Genomic DNA, 17,627 nt, shown 5'->3' with positions numbered 1-17,627 from the left:
CGGTGCTCATGACACCACCACCGCCTAGCCGTTTATTTGCCAGTGATGTTGTAGTACAGCGGGACACCGTCCCAGCCGTAGTCAACATTGGTTACGCCGTCACTCCAGCCACCCTGGGCAACTTGGTACCACAGGGGAATGGCGGGAAGATCCTGAAGCAGGAGCTCCTGCGCCTTGTTCATGGCCTTATTGCCCTCAGAAACCGAGGATGCGGACAGGCCGTCGGAGATGGCCTTATCGAATTCAGCATTGTTGTAGCGTGCATCATTCGAACCGGCGCCGGTCTTGTAGATCGGGCCGAGGAAGTTGTACAGCGACGGGTAGTCAGCCTGCCAACCGGCACGGATAGCTCCGGTCAGCTTGCCTGACGTCGCGAGGTCACGGGCTTCCTTAAAGGTCGCGAAAGGCAAACCTTCGGCCTTGATGCCGAGGTTGTTCTTCAGCTGGTTGGTCATGGCTTCAACCCAAGCCTTGTGGCCACCCTTGTCGGCGTTGTAAGCGACGGTAAAGACGGTGTTGGGATCCCACTTCTGAATGGCGTCTGCCTTGGCCCAGAGGTCCTTGGCCTTCGTGGCGTCAAATTTCAGGTTGTCGGAGCCCGGGATGCTGTCGTTGTAGCCGTCCAGAACAGGAGCCGTGAAGTCCTTGGCAGGCTGGCGACCACCGCTGAAGATCACCTGGGTGATTTCCTCACGGTTAATTGCCATGGAGATAGCCTGGCGACGAAGCTTGCCGGCCTCACCGCTCCACTCCGGAAGGTATTCCGGGATGGCGATAGTCTGGTTGCCGGCGTAAGGCTTTTCGATGAAACGGTCGCCGAGGTCGGACTTGAAGTTTGCCAGCGCGCTGGTCGGGATTGTCTGGAGAATGTCCAGGTTGTTGCCGAGCAGGTCCTGGTACGCGGCGTCGTCGTTCTGGAAGATCTTGAACGTTACGCCGCCGTTCTTGGCCTTCCGCGGGCCGTTGTAGTCCGGGTTCGGAACCAGTTGGATCTGGACGTTGTGCTGCCAGCCATTTTCAGCCATCTTGTACGGGCCGTTGCCTACAGGCTTCTCACCATAGGTCTTGGGATCAGCAAGTGCAGCGGCGGGCACGGGCATGAAGGCCGTGTAGCCAAGGCGCAGAGGCCAGTCTGATTCAGGCTGCTTCAGCTCAACGGTGAAGGTGGTGTCATCCACAACTTTCAGGCCGGACATAGTATCCACGGTGGAGCCTTCAGCACTGGCTTCGTCGTAGCCCTTGATGCTCTCGAAGAAAGTCGCACTCAGCTGCGCGTTCTTTGCTGCGGCCCCGTAGTTCCAGGAATCCACGAACGTCTTTGCCGTGATTGGGTCACCGTTGGTGAACTTCTGGTCCTTCTTGATCTTGATGGTGAAGTTCTGAGCGTCCGGCGCCTCGATGGACTCCGCTAACTCATTGACCGGTTTGCCGGAAGGATCGTAGCTGACGAGCCCAGAGAAGATCAGTGTGGCGACCTTGCCGCCACCTACTTCATTGATGTCGGCTGGCATAAGCGGCCGCTGCGGCTCGGAGCCGTCAGCAATGATGACCTTGTTAGGGTCGCCGGCAGAAGAGCTGTTGGATGTACCGGAGCCGCCGGAGCAACCGGTCATGGCGAGGGCAACAATGGCCGCTACGCCCAGAGCTTTGGAAGTGCGCGAGAAACGCATTCCGCCTCCTATGAGTCGTGGAGTTGGGCAGGGAGAAACCAGGTTCTCCCCAGGCGCGGGCACAGATTCCTACTGTGACGTTGCCTACATGTGAGTGTAAGCCTACCCACATTGCGTCCAGATGTTGGAACAAACCAACCAAACTGTAACCGTTCCGCAACCTCTACTTGCCTAATTTGCCAACGATTTCAAGTCAAAGACTACTCGGTGGTAACATTCGCTGTCTGACAGCAGGACAGGGGTGATTTTGGGCATAAAGAAGCCCCGGTCCAGCTAACGAATCAACAGGACGGGGATTAATACAACAGGACACCTCTGGGTGATCGCTCGTAGTAGCAGTTAGCCGGCGACGTTCTCCCTGTTTTGATAACCAGCGACACTTCTGCCAAACCCGGGACGTCGGCGGGATCTCCTTCAAGGCAACGACGTCCAGTTCAGTTATACAGCGATTGCCGTGGTCAGGATCTCATGGTCCGGGCGCAGTCCCCCGTCGGTGACAACGTCCACCTCAACACCTAATAACTCACTTGCAGCTGCAGCGAAGGCAGCTATGGTCAAGAGCCCTACCCCGAGCGAACGTGTGACGAGGATATCGAGATCACTGCCGGGGCGGTCGGTGCCACAGGCTGCTGAACCAAAGACACGAACGTTGCTTAGCCCGTATCGAGATGCCAAATCGGTCAATTCATGGCGATGATTCGCAAGTGCATCATGCGGCAGGGGCTGAGCAGCCGCCCGCAACCTTTGCAGCATGGAAGCCGAAGCCCTGCGTCGACCCGTTTCATATGCAGCTATGTTGGGTTGAGCTACACCGGAACGTAGAGCGAGCTCAGCTTGGCTAAGCCCTGCTGCTTCCCGAACCTCACGCACCACGTTGCCCACGCCCATCACAGTATCGCTTGATATGCCCAGTGTCTCTGGTGACCCGGCGCCACGGTAATCCCCGCAACCACCATTGGCCGGGCGGTGTCCTTACCCGATCAGGTACACCATGCCTCGTCCTTCGTCAGCGAGGCCCCGCACGAAAGTCCGGGCCCGTCGAAGATAGGGGATGGCATACTCAGCGTCGGAGTCCGAAAGGGCACAGGAAGTGGTGGTGCCCTGCACCCTCATCGTGTCCCTCTACTCAGGGCGGCCAAGCTGCCGTATGTGGATAACGCGGATACCATGCCTCACTTGTATGTCTTTTCAGGGTTGGCCCCGCAGTGCCGCTGCCAAATACGGCGCCGTCCGGCCTCAGCGGAGCGCGCCACCTCAACCGGCGTTCCGGCGGCGATGATCCGGCCGCCGGCGTCGCCTCCCGCGGGTCCCAGGTCGATCACCCAGTCAGCGCCGGCCACCACGTCCATGTAGTGTTCGACCACGATCACTGTGTTGCCGGCATCGACCAGCCGGTGCAGCTGCGCCATCAGAAGCTGGACGTCTGAGGGGTGCAATCCTGTGGTGGGCTCATCCAGCACATAGAGGGTGTGGCCACGCTGGGCCCGCTGCAGTTCGGTGGCGAGCTTGATGCGCTGGGCCTCTCCACCGGAGAGTTCGGTGGCGGGCTGGCCCAATTTCAGGTAGCCCAAACCTACCTCGCGCAGGGTCTTGAGGCTGCGCGCGGCGGCAGGCACGTCTGCAAGGAACTCTGCGGCGGAGTCCACCGTCATGGCGAGGACCTCGGCGATGTTTTTGCCGCGGTAACTGACTTCCAGCGTTTCCGGCTTGTAGCGCGTGCCGTGGCACTCCGGGCAGGGCCCGTAGCTTCCGGGCAAGAACAGCAGTTCAACGGCCACGAACCCTTCGCCCTGACAGGTCTCACAGCGGCCTCCGGCCACGTTGAAGGAAAACCGTCCGGCGTCGAAGCCGCGGGCGCGGGCTTCGTCCGTGGCGGCGAATTCCTTCCGAACGGCGTCGAAGAGTCCCGTATACGTCGCGAGGTTGGAGCGCGGAGTACGGCCGATCGGTTTCTGGTCCACCTTTACAAGCCGGTCCAACAGCCCCAGCCCCGAGACGAATTTTCCTGTCAGCGCTTCGGCGGGGTTCCCGGCCTCAGTGCCGTGCTCCTCCGACGCCGGTTCCCCAAGAGCATCGGCGTCCGGACGCAATTGAGTGCCCACCATCCCGGCGAGAACCTGGCTGACCAGGGTCGACTTGCCTGAGCCGGATACGCCGGTCACCGCGGTCAGCACCCCCAGCGGAAAGTCGGCGTCGAGCTTACGCAGGTTATGCCGGCTGATGTCCCGGAGTTCCAGCCAACCAACCGGTTCCCGGCGGGTACCTCTGCCGCGGGCAAAATCTGCGACCGAACCGCCGTCGACCGTTCCATCGGAACCATTCGGGAACAAGAAGGGCCTCGTCACGGATTCGGGGACCTCGGCGAGGCCGGCTACCGGGCCGCTGTAGAGCACCTCGCCTCCTCCTTCACCGGCGCGCGGACCCACATCCACCAACCAGTCCGCGCGGCTTACCAGATCCATGTTGTGCTCCACCACGAACACGGAATTGCCGGATGACTTGAGTCGGTCCAGGACCGCGAGCAAGGGTTCGGCGTCGGCGGGGTGGAGACCGGCGGAGGGCTCGTCAAGCACGTAGATCACACCGAATAACCCGGAACGAAGCTGGGTGGCAATCCTGAGGCGCTGCATCTCTCCCGGGGAGAGCGTGGGCGTGGAACGTCCCAAGGCAAGGTAACCCAGCCCCAAATCCAACAGCACAGTGATCCGCATCAACAGGTCCCGGGTGATGGCGACAGCCACCTCATTGCCTTCGCCTGAAGACTGCTTGCGGGAAGCGGTACCGGCTGCCGTCAGTTCCGTGGTGGGCCGGATTACCTCCGCCAGCTCGGTCATGGACAAGGCGTTCAGCTCGGCGATGGTCTTTCCGGCAAAAGTAACAGCCAAGGCTTCCGCCCTGAGCCCGCTGCCGGCACAGCGCGGGCACGGTCCCGTCTGCATGAAGCGCAGCACGCGGTCGCGCATGGCGGAGCTTTTGGAGTCAGCCAAAGTGTGCAGCACATAGCTCCGGGCGCTCCAGAACCGGCCCTTGTACGGCTTGGCGACACGGTCGCGTTGCGGCGTCACCTCCACCACCGGCTGCTCTTCCGTGAAAAGGATCCAGTCACGGTCCTTCTTGGGTAGCTTCCGCCACGGGGTTTCGATGTCGTAGCCGAGGTGGGCCAGGATATCGCGCAGGTTCTTGCCCTGCCATGCACCGGGCCAGGCGGCGATGGCGCCCTCGCGAATGCTGAGGGAAGGATCAGGGACAAGGGAGCTTTCACTGACGGTGTGCGCGACGCCTAAACCATGGCATTCCGGGCAGGCACCTGCCGCGGTGTTCGGGGAGAAGGCATCCGAGTCCAGCTGACCGGAACCTTCCGGGTAGCTGCCGGCGCGGGAGAAAAGCATGCGCAGTGAGTTGGACAGCGTAGTGACAGTGCCAACCGTGGACCGGGCCGTTGCTGTACCGCGGCGCTGCTGAAGCGCGACGGCGGGCGGCAGGCCCGTGATCTGCTCCACCTTCGGGTTGTGCCCCTGCTGGATGAGCCGGCGTGCGTACGGCGCGACAGATTCGAAGTACCGGCGCTGGGCTTCGGCATAGATGGTACCGAAGGCCAACGACGACTTCCCCGAGCCTGACACGCCGGTAAACGCCACGATGGCGTCGCGAGGCACGTCAACGTCCACGTTGCGCAGGTTGTTTTCCCGGGCGCCGCGGACCCGGACAAAGCCATCTCCGGAGTGGTCGGGATCCAGTGTGGACAAGGTCAGCGCAGGCAGATCGGAAGCATACTGTTCACTAGTCATCGATCCGACTCTATCGGTGGCGGTGAGTCAATGCCGACCCGGCTGGTCAGCCGGGTCGGCAGCCTCGATGGCAGTGAGCAGGCAGAGGCTTAGACGTTGAAGCGGAACTCCACCACGTCGCCGTCGGACATGACATAGTCCTTGCCTTCGATCCGGACCTTCCCGCGGGACTTGGCCTCGGCCATGGATCCGGCATCGACGAGGTCGTCAAAGGAGACGACTTCGGCCTTGATGAAGCCGCGCTGGAAATCGGTGTGGATGACGCCGGCAGCCTGCGGGGCGGTGTCACCCTGGCGGATGGTCCAGGCACGCGTTTCCTTGGGTCCTGCGGTGAGGTACGTCTGCAGGCCAAGAGTGTGGAAGCCAACGCGGGCCAGCTGGTCAAGGCCGGACTCGGTCTGGCCGTTCATTTCCAGCATCTCGCGGGCTTCTTCCTCGTCGAGTTCAACGAGGTCCGCCTCCAGCTTGGCATCCAGGAAGATGCAGTCGGCGGGAGCAACCATGGCGCGCAGTTCTTCCTGCTTCTCCGCGCTGCCCAGGATGCCTTCATCTGCGTTGAAGACGTAGATGAACGGTTTGGCTGTGAGGAGGCTGAGCTCCTTCAGGTACTCCAGCTCCAGCTTGTCGCTCTTGATCGAGGAGAAAATGGTGTCCCCACGCTCCAGCACCGCTTGGGCGGCCTTGATGGCGTTGAGCTCGGCAGCCTCGCGCTTCTTGATCTTGATTTCTTTTTCGATGCGCGGGATGGCTTTTTCGATCGTCTGCAGATCGGCCAGGATCAGTTCGGTGTTGATGGTTTCCATATCCGAACGCGGATCAACCTTGCCGTCAACGTGGACAACGTCGGGATCGTCGAACACCCGGATGACCTGGGCGATGGCCTCGGCTTCGCGGATGTTCGCCAGGAACTGGTTGCCCAGGCCTTCGCCCTCGGAGGCGCCCTTGACGATGCCCGCGATGTCCACGAAGGACACGGTTGCCGGCAACTGCCGCTGGGAACCGAAGATTTCAGCCAGCTTTTGCAGACGAGGGTCCGGCAGGTTCACGACGCCGACGTTTGGTTCGATAGTTGCGAACGGGTAGTTCGCTGCAAGAACCTGGTTCCGGGTCAGTGCGTTGAAGAGGGTTGATTTGCCGACGTTGGGCAGTCCGACGATGCCAATAGTAAGAGCCACGAGCATTGATTCTACCCGGTAGCGCACGCCGTTCCGATTCAGCTCCCTCCGGGTTGGGACACCCCGGCAGGGCCCTGCACTAAAACTGTCGTACCCCTGTGACAGGGTTACTGCATGGATGGATTTGGATTGGTTCTGGCCTTGTTGATGCTGCTGATCGGAGCAGCACTGGGACTTGGCATCGCGTACGTTGTCTTCCGTCGCCGGGGTGCGGGATTGGAAGCGGATTTCGACGCCGTTTCGGCGCGCCTCTCGGAGGTGACCGCCCAGTACGCAGCCGCCGACGCCGAACGTCGCCTTCTGTTCGCACAGAACCGCGAGCTCAGCGAATCGAGGAACTCGGACGGCAGCGTGCTACGCGCCCTGGCCCCGGTTGCGGAGAAGCTGACAGCCGTCCAGCAGCAAGTCTCGCTGCTGGAGCGCGACCGCGTTGAGCAGTACGGCCAGCTCGCCCAGCAGTTGCAGGATGCCCGCCTTTCCGACGAGCAACTCCTGAGGTCGACGCACGCGCTGGCCTCGGCACTACGTTCCAACAGTGCCCGTGGCCAGTGGGGCGAAGTCCAGCTCCGCCGGGTGGTTGAGGCCTCCGGAATGATGCGCCACGTCGACTTCTACGAGCAAGTCCATTCCGGGCGGAGTGAGAACACGCTGCGGCCCGACCTCGTGGTCCAGTTGCCGGGCAGCAAGCAACTGGTGGTGGACGCCAAGGTACCTCTTGGGTCGTACCTCGCGGCGCAGGAACAGATCCACGGTGAGGGTGCCCTGGGAGAATCAGTCACGGACCAGGCCCGTCAGGATTCCAAGAGTCTTCTGGCCCAGCATGCGAAGGCCCTCAAGGCCCACATCGACGCCTTGGCGGCAAAGAAGTACTGGGATATCCCGGGCAACTCCCCCGAATTAGTGATCTGTTTCCTGCCGGCGGAGTCGATCCTCGCCTCGGCGCTGGAAGCGGACGCCGGGCTCCTGGAGCACGCGCTCTCCAAGAACGTCGTCCTGGCATCGCCCGGAACGCTCTTGGCAGTCCTCAAGTCGGTGGCGTTCACCTGGCGCCAGGACGTCCTCACGGACAGCGCACACGAGCTCTTCGAGCTGGCCAAGCAGCTTTACGAGCGCATGGGCACCTTGGGGGAAAATGTCGGCAAGCTGGGCAGCTCACTGAAAACGTCCGTGGACCGCTACAACGCGATGGTTGGCACGCTTGAAGCCCGGGTTCTTCCGACCGCGCGCAAGCTCAACACCATGGATGACGCCGGCCTCACCTCACCCCCTTCGGTGGAAGTGGTCCCGCGCTCCCTCGCAGCACCCGAACTCCTCGCTGTAGAGCCGAGCGACAGGGGCATCGACGCAGATGCAAGCAGGGAGTCTGCCGCCTGAGGACCTGACAGGGCATAAGGAAACGGCCCGGTTGCTTGCATCCTGTCGATGCACGCAACCGGGCCGTTGACGATCACGAACCGTTAGGACGTGGGGCGGTTGCCCCGTCCGCCCAAGGCACGGCTGACGTCGCCGGCTTGCTTGAGCGTTGCGCGGAGTTCCTTGGGCAGCGAGAAAAGGAGGTCTTCCTCTGCCGTGACAACTTCCTGAACCTCGCCGTAGCCATAGTCGGCCAAAAGCCGGAGCACGTCCTGGACCAGGACCTCGGGAACGGATGCCCCTGAAGTCACGCCCACCGTGGCCACGCCTTCGAACCAGCTTTCGTCCACCTCATTGGCGAAGTCCACCCGGTAGGACGCTTTGGCCCCGTATTCAAGGGCTACCTCGACGAGGCGGACGGAGTTGGAGGAGTTGGCCGAACCAACCACGATCACCAAGTCAGCCTGGGGAGCGATCTTCTTGATGGCTACCTGGCGGTTGGTGGTGGCGTAGCAAATATCGTCGCTGGGCGGATCCTGGAGGGTGGGGAACCGCTCCTTGAGCATCCGCACGGTCTCCATGGTCTCGTCAACGCTCAGGGTTGTCTGCGAGAGCCAGATGGTCTTCTCCGGGTCGCGGACAGTCACCTTGCCGACCTCGTGCGGGCCGTTGATGATCTGGATGTGTTCCGGGGCTTCGCCGGCGGTTCCTTCAACTTCCTCGTGGCCGTCATGGCCGATCAGCAGGATGTCGTAGTCCTCCTTCGCGAAGCGAACTGCTTCACGGTGGACCTTGGTAACCAGCGGGCACGTGGCATCGATGGTCCGCAGGCCGCGGTCCTCTGCGGATTGAACAACGGCCGGAGACACGCCATGCGCCGAGAAAATGACCAGGGCACCCTCGGGTACCTCGTCCGTCTCGTCAACGAAGATGGCGCCCTTTTCTTCGAGGGAGGTAACAACATGCACGTTGTGCACGATCTGCTTCCGTACATAGACGGGCGGACCGTAGTGCTCCAGCGCTTTCTCCACCGCGATGACGGCCCGGTCCACGCCGGCACAGTAACCGCGGGGAGCTGCCAGCAGGACTTTCTTGGTTCCCGTAACCGGGGCGGCAGCCAGCACCTCTTCAGGAGATCGACGTCTGCGGGGCACCGTGGGCATCGGAATAGAAACTGCTGTGCTGGTCATCCTTCAATGTTACCGGCCAGTGCCGGACCGGACCGCAGAACGTGACCGTCCTCTCCCTGTGAGAAGCCACGCAATGACGCCCAACGCCAGCATTCCGCCAGAGGCCCATATGCCCGCCGCAATCCATTCCCCGAAGCCGGATCTGGCCGAGGCGAGAAACTCCTCCTTGAAGAGTTCCGCCACACTGTTGCCGCTGGAGAGGTTTTCCGCAGCACGGACGGCGATGTCCGCCGTCGTCGTCCACACTGCAGCCAATGCCAGCCCGCCCAGCCCAAGGAAGATCAGGACCACCGCGCGTCGCCGCGCTGCGGCGAGGGCAAGCAAGGCGGAAAGTACGGCACCGACGGCGGCCACCCACCACAGCGGGGCAAACGCAGAAACACGTTCAATGACCTGCCGTTGCGCGGGTTGGCCGAGAGTTACGACGCTCTGTTCGGGTACGTCCAACCGGATGCCCGTGGAGGAGGCAAAGTGATCCCGGATCAGCCGCACCAGCGGAGCAATATCCAACTGCAGCGCCGTTGGTGACTGCGCCTCCTCCGTCTGGACGGTGCCGAAGTTCAGCCGGTGGCTGTTCCTCGCGGTCTCCTCCCAGGCCTGCGGGTAGTCGCCCCAGGATTGCATGCCGGACGCGGCATCCTTGATGGCACCGGCAGCGAGGTTTCGGACGGGTTCCGGAAGCGAAACAGACGATTCAAAGGTGCCCGCTGCGGCAGCGGCGAGCCGTTCCTGGAAGCCCGGATCGTTTCCCAGCGCCGCAGCCATCCGGACGAAGCCATCTTCCTTGACCACGTTGGTGTCCACCCACGCCAGTGGTATAGCTACTGCTGTCAGCAGCAACGCAAGGATCACTCCCACTGCAGAAACAAAGGTACGCACAGTCATCCTTGAGGTTCGGGGGCAGTGCCACCATCCTAGGCTGTCCACATACGGGGAAAAATGTCGGACCCGGGGTTGAGGCTATGGATAGAGTTGGAAGGCGCCGGCAACGGCAACAGCAGCGCTAGCGAGGACAAACACATGCAGGACAACGCACGGATCACTGATGTCAGCTGAAGCCAGACCCGAATCGACCCTGCCCGGTACTGCTGCGGAGACCAGCCCGGACAATCCGTGGCCGCTCCAACTGTTGTCCCGCAAGCTCAAAGCCCACATTGAGCGCGCACCTGCAGCCTGGATCGAGGGCCAGGTTATTGAAATGAACCGCCGCGGAGGCAACGCCTTCCTCACCTTGCGGGACATCGACGCCGAAATCTCCCTGCCCGCCTCCGTGTGGTCCACAGTCCTGGACCGCCAGCGGACTCCCTTGGAACGGGGCTCCCGCGTGGTGGCCCTGGTGAAGGCAGACTTCTGGGTCAAGACCGGACGGCTCAACATGTCCGTCAAGGACATCCGGCCGGTGGGTCTGGGCGATCTTCTCGCCAGGATCGAACGGCTACGCCAGGCGCTGGCTGCCGAGGGCCTCTTTGCCGAATCCAGGAAACGCAAGCTACCGCTCCTCCCCCACCGGATCGGCCTCATCACCGGCCGGGATTCGGACGCCAAGAAAGACGTCCTGCGGAACGCTGCGCTCCGCTGGCCCGCCGTGGAGTTCGATGTCCGCGAAGTTGCGGTCCAAGGCAACACCGCCGTATCGCAGATCATCGGGGCGCTCCGGAAACTGGATGCGGATCCGCATGTCGATGTCATTGTCATGGCCAGGGGCGGCGGAGCACTGGAAGACCTCCTGCCTTTCAGCAACGAGGACCTCATCCGGGCCGTGGCCGCAGCAACCACCCCGGTGGTGAGCGCCATTGGCCACGAGGCCGACCGTCCAATCCTTGATGACGTTGCCGATCTCCGGGCGTCCACGCCAACCGATGCGGCAAAGCGGATTGTGCCGGACGTTTCAGAAGAACTCGCGGCGGTGCGGCAGGCACGCGACCACCTGAGGCGCAGCATCGGAAGGATGGTGGATCGGGAAACCGACAGACTGCACGCGCTGAGGTCGCGTCCGGTCCTGGCAGCCCCGGATACGCTGGTGGATGTCCGCGCCGACGAGGTTGCGCGTCTTAGGCAGAGGTCCCACACGGCCGTGAACTCGGCGGTAGTGCGGGCCCTCGACCAGGTGCACCACCTTCGCGCCCAGGTGTGTGCGCTGTCTCCGCAAAAGACCCTTGACCGGGGTTACGCCGTAGTGCAGATCGTCGGTGAGGATCAGGCAGGGCACACCGTGGTCACCAGCCCGGATCAGGTACCTGAAGACACGCCCCTCTCGATCCGGGTAGCAGACGGCAGGTTCCGGGCGACGTCCGCCGGCCATGCCGAAATAGCCGAACGATAACCGAACGCCGGGCGCACCCAGGAAATGGAAACAGCCGCCGGGCACGCCCACTCACCCGCTGGCAGCAGCACTAAGACAAAAGGATTTTCAATGACCGAGAACAGCAGCCAAACACCTGATGCCTTGGACGGGCTGAGCTACGAAGAGGCACGGGAACAGCTGGTGGCCGTCGTTGGGCGGCTCGAGGCAGGCGGAGCAAGCCTCGAGGAGTCCCTGGCGTTGTGGGAGCGCGGAGAGGCCTTGGCCAAGCGCTGTGAGGAGTGGCTCGAAGGAGCACGGAAGCGCTTGGCGGCTGCCCGTGAACCGGGCAACGGCCCGGAGTAACCCGAAAAGCTTAGGATTCCGCCACGAGCGCGCGCTCTGCGGCAACGTCGAATTCCGCCTTGGGCCAGTCCAACGACATCCCCCGCAGTGCCTCCAACAGCAACTCCTGGACAGCGATCCGTGCGTACCACTTCTTGTTGGCAGGAACTACGTGCCACGGAGCTGTGTCCGTAGAGGTTTCCGCAAAGGCAGCCTCGTACGCCTTCATGTAGTCATCCCAATGGGCCCGCTCGGTGAGATCGCCACGGCTGTACTTCCAGTGCTTGCTGGGATCGTCCAGCCGGGCGATCAAACGCTCCTTCTGCTCGTCCTTGCTGATATTGAGCATGACCTTGACGATCGTGGTGCCCTGTTCGGTAAGCCTGGCTTCGAAATCGTTGATGGCTGCGTACCGCCGTTCCAGCTCCTTGGCGTCGGCCCAACCGTGGACGCGATGGATGAGGACATCCTCATACTGGGAGCGGTCGAAGACGCCCACCATGCCTGCGGCCGGAACCTGCTTCTCGATCCGCCACAGGAAATCGTGGGCTTTTTCCTCGTCCGTGGGCGCCTTGAACGCCGTCAGGTGGACGCCTTGGGGATCCATGGCACCGACGACGTGGCTGACGATCCCGCCCTTACCGGCGGTATCCATGGCTTGAAGGATCAACAGCAGGCGTTTGTCGCTGCCGAACTTACCTTCGGCAAACAGCTGTTCCTGAAGCTCAGCCAGCCTGTCGTCCTGTGCACCCAGCAAAGCCTTCCCGTCAACCTTGTTGCCTGTGTAGCCGGGCGTCGATTCGGGATCCACGCTTGCGAGCGTAAACCCCGAACCGACCTTCAACGTTTCTGCGGGACTCTTGGCGAACTCAACTGCAACCATGGCTAGCCTTTCTGCCGGACGACGCCCCCGTGGCGCCCTGGGATTCAGGCTAGTTGCCCGGATACCTCGACAGGAAGTCCGCCATGCGGCCGATTGCTTCCTCGATGTCCTTGACGTTGGGCAGCGTCACCATGCGGAAGTGGTCAGGGCGCACCCAGTTGAACGCCCTGCCGTGCGAGACAAGGATCTTCTGTTCCTTCAAGAGATCCAGGACAAACTTCTCGTCGTCCCGGATGTGGTAAACCTCCGGGTCCAGCTTGGGGAACAGGTAGAGGGCTCCCCTGGCTTGCTGCGTGCTCACTCCCGGAATGGCGTTCAAGAGGTCGTGGGCTTTGTTGCGCTGCTCAAGGAGCCTGCCGCCGGGGAGGATGAGGTCGTTGATGCTCTGGTAACCACCCAGCGCCGTTTGGATGGCGTGCTGGGCCGGAACGTTCGCGCAGAGGCGCATGTTCGCCAGGAGGTTGATGCCTTCAAGGTAGTCCGCGGCGTCCTTCTTGGGGCCGGAGATGGCCATCCAGCCGGCCCGGTAGCCACAGACGCGGTACGCCTTGGACAGTCCGCTGAACGTCAGGCACAGCACGTCGTCGCCGGTCAGGCCCGCCAGGTTCACGTGGACGGCGTCTTCGTACAGGATCTTCTCGTAGATCTCGTCGGCGAAAATCACCAGCCCGTGCTTTTCGGCCAGGGCGACGATCTTCTTCAGGGTCTCTTCGGGGTAGACCGCGCCCGTGGGGTTGTTGGGGTTGATGACGACGATGCCCTTGGTACGTGGCGTGATCTTCGATTCCATGTCATCAAGATCCGGCTGCCATCCCGATTCTTCGTCGGTCAGGTAGTGGACGGGACGGCCGCCGGCCAAAGAGACGGACGCCGTCCACAAGGGGTAGTCCGGGGTGGGGATGAGGACTTCGTCGCCGTCCTCGAGCAACGCCATGAGGGACATGGTGATGAGTTCGCTGACCCCGTTGCCCAAGTAGATATCATCCACATGGATGTTCTGGATGCCGCGCGTCTGGTAGTACTGCGACACCGCCGTACGGGCGGAGAAGATACCGCGGGAGTCACTGTAGCCCTGGGCATTGGGAAGGTGGCGGATCATGTCCACCAAGATGGCGTCAGGCGCTTCAAACCCAAAGGGTGCCGGGTTTCCGATGTTCAGTTTGAGGATCCTGTGACCCTCCGCCTCCATTTGCTGGGCGGCCTGAAGAATCGGTCCACGGATGTCGTAGAGGACATTATGAAGCTTGGTGGACTGCTTGAAATTCGCCATCCCTCAAATATGCCACAGGGGTCATGCGCTTCCGTTGAGACATCACTCACAGAGAGACCGACGGCGGAGACGGACCTCCGGAGGTCCGTCACCGCCGTCGTACGCGGTTTTACCCAAGTGCTACTTGACGATGCCCTTGTCCTTCAGCCATGCGGCAGCAGCGTCCTTGGCGCTCTGCTTCTGGTCGCCGCTGACGGAGCGGTTCAGGTTGATGAGGTCCTCGGTGGTGAGGATCTTGGAAACGTTGTTGAGCGCTTCCTTCGCTTTGTCCGTCATCTTGGACTTGTTGTAGAGCGGCAGGACCTGCTGGGCCTTGAAGTTGTTCTTCGGATCTTCGAGGACCACGAGGTCGTTGTCGGCGATGGACGGGGTGGTGGTGTAGATGTCGGCCACCTGCACCTTGTCTTCCAGGAGTGCCTGGAGCGTCAGGTTGCCGCCGCCGTCGTTGAAGGGCTGCAGGCCCTTCAGTTCGCAGTTGTAGTTCTTCTTCAAACCGGGGAAGCCGTAAGCGCGTGTCTCGAAAGTGGCCGGCGCTGCCATGGTGAAGTCCTTGCACACCTTGGCGAGGTCCTCGATGGACTTCAACTGGTACTTCTCCGCCGTAGCCTTGGTGACCACCATTGCGTCCTTGGACTCAGCCTTCGCCGGTTCAAGGACAGCCAGCCCCTCGGGCAGCTTCCCCGGAAGGGCTTTGTAGACGTCTTCGGCCGAAACCTCGGTGGCCTCGGTGTCCACGTAGGACAGCAGGTTGCCGGAATAGTCCGGAACAATGTCCACCGAGCCGTCCTGAACGGCCTTGAAGTAGATCTCCCGCGAGCCAATGTTGGGCTTGGTGCTGGCTGTGACCCCGGCTGCGTTGAGCGCGCCGGCGTAAATCTCACCGATGACCTGGCTTTCAGGGAAATCGGCTGAACCCACCACCAGGGGAGCCCCGGAGTCCGCAGACCCGGAACCTGCCGAAGTGGAAGGCGAATCCAAGGGGGTGCCGCCACCGCATGCGCTCAGCGCAAGTGCCACACCGAGGCCGGCTGCCAGGCCGCCGAGGCCCCGGCGTGTAAGGGACGTGGGGTTAGTGTGTTTCATGGTGTACCTCCTTGAACGGCAGCCCCTGCGGGAGCTGTGGCTGTGGAATCGGCGGTTGCCTTGTGGCTTCCGCGTGAATCGAGGGTGAGCCCGGGTGAGAGGGCCAGGCGTTGAACGGCGGCGAGGATGAGGTCCACGGCGATCGCCAGGGCCGCGATGAGGAAGGAACCGGCAAGCATGCGCGGGAAGTCCTGCAGGACCAGCCCGTCGAACAAGTAGCGGCCAAGGCCGCCCAGGGGCAGGTAGGCGACCACCGACACTGTGGCGATCACCTGCAGCACAGCTGTCCGGATACCGCCGAACATCACCTGCAGCCCGTTGGGCACCTCCACCTTGAACAGGATCTGGAGTTCGGTCATGCCCATGGCACGCGCCCCGTCCACTACTGAACGGTCAACGCTGGAAATGCCTGCGTACGTACCGGCGAGCAACGGCGGAACGGTGAGGATCACCAGGGCCCACACGGGAGGCATCAGTCCACTGCCGGCCAGCAGTGCGAACAGCACCAGCAAACCCAGGGTGGGCAAGGCCCGCAAGGCGCCTGCCAAGGCTACGGCTACGACGCGCCCGCGCCCGGTGTGGCCGATGAAGAGTCCCACCGGGATGGAGATGGCAGCCGCTATCAGCAAAACCAGCCCGCTGTACTGCAGATGCTCGGCCAGGCGGACGGGGATACCGCCGCTGCCGCTCCAGTGGAGTGGATCGGCCAACCAGGCCACGGTGTCGGTGAAGACGTTGCTCATGCCGACGCCCCCGGTTCCGGACGGCTGACGACGGCGGTCCCTGGCTTTGGTTCGGTGGCCGGCGCCGGGGTGGCTGAGCGGCCGCCCGTTCCCGTTGCCCGGGTCCACGGCGTCAGGACGCGTTCGAGGACCACCAGGATTCCGTCCATCACCAAGGCCAACACCAGGATGGCGATGATGCCAACAACAACCTCCGTCACGAAGGTGCGCTGGAGGCCGTCCGTGAACAGGATTCCCAAGTTCCCCACTCCCAGCAGGGCGGCTACGCTCACCAACGAAATGTTGCTGACCGAAACGACGCGAAGTCCTGCGAACAGGACCGGCAGGGACAACGGAAGGTCCACCTGGAAGAAACGAGCCAATGGCTTGAAGCCCATGGCAACAGCCGCGTTCCGGAGGTCGTCGTCCACGGAATCGAAGGCATCCATGGCTGCCCTGACCAGGAGTGCCACGGCGTAGATAGTCAACGCCACAACGACGTTGAGGGGATCGAGGATCCGGGTGCCAAGGATGGTTGGCAGGATGATGAACAGGGCCAAGGACGGAATGGTGTAGAGCAGGGACGTGGCTGTGGCCACCACGGACCGCAGCGTACGGTTGCGGCGGGCAAGTTGGGCCAGCGGGATGGAGATCAACAGTCCAAGGACCATGGGAACGACCGCCAGGACCAGGTGTTGTCCCGCGAGGCCGAACACCATTGCGCTGTTCGCGATGAACCACTCCATCAGGTGGCGTCCTCGCGGTGGCGGCGGACTTCCTCGATGAGGGCAAGGACTTCCGGCGCCTTGAGGACTCCGGCAACCCTGCCGTCGTCGTCCACTGCGACGCCCAACCCCGACGGCGAGGACAGTGCCGCATCCAAAGCCCGGCGCAGCGTGTCCCCCTTGCGGAACAGCGAACCCCCGGGAATGATGCCGGCGCCGTCGCGGGGCGATGACCAACCCAGAGGCCGGGAATCCTGATCCACCACCAGCGCCCACTCCCCCGATTCGCGGCCGGCGTGGTGCCCGTCGGAGACACTCACCATGGTGACGGGGTGCAGTTGCACGGAGTCGGCAGCGTTGAAGGCGAGGTGCCGGAAGCCCCGGTCCCTGCCCACGAAGGAGGCGACGAAGTCGTTGGCCGGTGCCCGAAGGATTTCTTCAGGAGCCGAGTACTGGGCCAGCTTTCCGCCCACGGCAAAGACCGCCACCTTGTCCCCCAGGACTGTCGCCTCGTCGATGTCGTGGGTGACGAACACGATGGTCTTGGCCAACTCCCGCTGCAGTCTCAGAAGTTCCTGCTGGAGCTCGTCGCGGACCACCGGGTCAACGGCGCTGAAGGGTTCATCCATCAGGAGGATCGGAGGATCGGCGGCGAGCGCACGGGCTACGCCAACGCGCTGCTGCTGTCCGCCGGACAACTGCGACGGGTACCGCTTGCCGAGGCTGGAAGCCAGCCCGACGACGTCGAGCAGTTCAGCGGCGCGTTTCCGCGCCGCTGCCTTGGGCACGCCGTTGAGCCGGGGAACCGTGGCGATGTTGTCCAGGACGGATCGGTGGGGAAGCAGGCCTGCTGACTGCATGACGTAGCCCATGGAGCGGCGGAGTTGCGCCGCCGGAACCTGGGAAACGTCTTTGCCGTCCACCGTGATGGAGCCTGAAGTGGGCTCCACCATGCGGTTGATCATCCGAAGCGAGGTGGTCTTGCCGCAGCCCGAGGGACCGACGAAGACTGTGATGGCGCCTTTGTCGATGGACATAGTCAGATCGTCAACCGCCGGCTGTCCCCCCTGGTACCGCTTGGTCACGCTCTGGAACTCAATCATGGCTTCAGCCATACCTGGGCTTACCTATCTGTAAGTCGA

15 protein-coding genes are annotated in these 17,627 nt (G+C 62.6%); 3 read left to right on the top strand and 12 right to left on the bottom strand.

Annotated elements, in window-relative coordinates:
* Positions 1–32: 32 nt before the first annotated feature.
* From HMI59_RS06775 to ychF, 4 genes are all read right to left on the bottom strand, one after another.
* Entirely contained in the window at positions 33–1,670 is a 1,638-nt protein-coding gene (locus HMI59_RS06775) for an ABC transporter substrate-binding protein (RefSeq protein WP_193593191.1), read from the bottom strand.
* 438 nt (positions 1,671–2,108) lie between these two features.
* Positions 2,109–2,558, bottom strand: a complete 450-nt coding sequence (locus HMI59_RS06770; protein WP_227471555.1) for an XRE family transcriptional regulator — start codon at positions 2,556–2,558, stop codon at positions 2,109–2,111.
* Positions 2,559–2,842: 284 nt separating this feature from the next.
* Positions 2,843–5,458, bottom strand: a complete 2,616-nt coding sequence (locus HMI59_RS06765; protein WP_370583574.1) for an ABC transporter — start codon at positions 5,456–5,458, stop codon at positions 2,843–2,845.
* A gap of 89 nt (positions 5,459–5,547) precedes the next feature.
* Positions 5,548–6,633: a redox-regulated ATPase YchF gene (gene ychF / locus HMI59_RS06760; RefSeq protein ID WP_062099270.1), complete on the bottom strand. Its 1,086-nt coding sequence runs from the start codon at positions 6,631–6,633 to the stop codon at positions 5,548–5,550.
* A 114-nt stretch (positions 6,634–6,747) separates the two neighbouring features.
* Here ychF and HMI59_RS06755 point away from each other — a divergent pair, with 114 nt between their 5' ends.
* Complete coding sequence (locus tag HMI59_RS06755; protein WP_166183493.1) at positions 6,748–8,007, top strand: DNA recombination protein RmuC; 1,260 nt, start codon at positions 6,748–6,750, stop codon at positions 8,005–8,007.
* An 83-nt stretch (positions 8,008–8,090) separates the two neighbouring features.
* Here HMI59_RS06755 and HMI59_RS06750 read toward each other — a convergent pair whose 3' ends face one another.
* Both HMI59_RS06750 and HMI59_RS06745 read right to left on the bottom strand, forming a co-directional pair.
* Positions 8,091–9,176, bottom strand: a complete 1,086-nt coding sequence (locus tag HMI59_RS06750; protein WP_062097379.1) for a 4-hydroxy-3-methylbut-2-enyl diphosphate reductase — start codon at positions 9,174–9,176, stop codon at positions 8,091–8,093.
* Positions 9,177–9,185: 9 nt separating this feature from the next.
* Complete coding sequence (locus HMI59_RS06745; protein ID WP_166183495.1) at positions 9,186–10,061, bottom strand: hypothetical protein; 876 nt, start codon at positions 10,059–10,061, stop codon at positions 9,186–9,188.
* Between the two features lie 160 nt (positions 10,062–10,221).
* Between HMI59_RS06745 and xseA the strand changes: the two genes are divergently transcribed.
* Both xseA and HMI59_RS06735 read left to right on the top strand, forming a co-directional pair.
* Positions 10,222–11,499: an exodeoxyribonuclease VII large subunit gene (gene xseA, locus HMI59_RS06740; RefSeq protein WP_193593189.1), complete on the top strand. Its 1,278-nt coding sequence runs from the start codon at positions 10,222–10,224 to the stop codon at positions 11,497–11,499.
* Positions 11,500–11,589: 90 nt separating this feature from the next.
* On the top strand, positions 11,590–11,823 hold the full coding sequence (locus HMI59_RS06735) for an exodeoxyribonuclease VII small subunit (protein WP_193593188.1): 234 nt from the start codon (positions 11,590–11,592) through the stop codon (positions 11,821–11,823).
* Positions 11,824–11,833: 10 nt separating this feature from the next.
* On the opposite strand, the gene HMI59_RS06730 is transcribed toward HMI59_RS06735, so the two are convergent.
* From HMI59_RS06730 to HMI59_RS06705, 6 genes are all read right to left on the bottom strand, one after another.
* Positions 11,834–12,685, bottom strand: a complete 852-nt coding sequence (locus HMI59_RS06730) for a polyphosphate kinase 2 family protein (RefSeq protein WP_166183498.1) — start codon at positions 12,683–12,685, stop codon at positions 11,834–11,836.
* A 49-nt stretch (positions 12,686–12,734) separates the two neighbouring features.
* Positions 12,735–13,955, bottom strand: a complete 1,221-nt coding sequence (locus tag HMI59_RS06725; protein WP_193593187.1) for a pyridoxal phosphate-dependent aminotransferase — start codon at positions 13,953–13,955, stop codon at positions 12,735–12,737.
* Between the two features lie 120 nt (positions 13,956–14,075).
* Positions 14,076–15,038, bottom strand: coding sequence for an ABC transporter substrate-binding protein (locus tag HMI59_RS06720; RefSeq protein WP_193593186.1), 963 nt, complete (start codon positions 15,036–15,038; stop codon positions 14,076–14,078).
* Entirely contained in the window at positions 15,035–15,781 is a 747-nt protein-coding gene (locus tag HMI59_RS06715) for an ABC transporter permease (RefSeq protein ID WP_021472522.1), read from the bottom strand. Before HMI59_RS06715 ends, HMI59_RS06720 begins: the two co-directional genes overlap by 4 nt.
* On the bottom strand, positions 15,778–16,506 hold the full coding sequence (locus HMI59_RS06710; protein ID WP_193593185.1) for an ABC transporter permease: 729 nt from the start codon (positions 16,504–16,506) through the stop codon (positions 15,778–15,780). The genes HMI59_RS06715 and HMI59_RS06710 overlap by 4 nt, the downstream gene beginning before the upstream one ends.
* Positions 16,506–17,600, bottom strand: a complete 1,095-nt coding sequence (locus tag HMI59_RS06705) for an ABC transporter ATP-binding protein (RefSeq protein WP_166183504.1) — start codon at positions 17,598–17,600, stop codon at positions 16,506–16,508. Before HMI59_RS06705 ends, HMI59_RS06710 begins: the two co-directional genes overlap by 1 nt.
* Positions 17,601–17,627: the final 27 nt, after the last annotated feature.

It is taken from the genome of Paenarthrobacter sp. YJN-5 (assembly GCF_015040095.1).
Lineage (GTDB): Bacteria > Actinomycetota > Actinomycetes > Actinomycetales > Micrococcaceae > Arthrobacter > Arthrobacter ureafaciens.
This window is presented reverse-complemented; position numbering and strand designations above follow the sequence as displayed.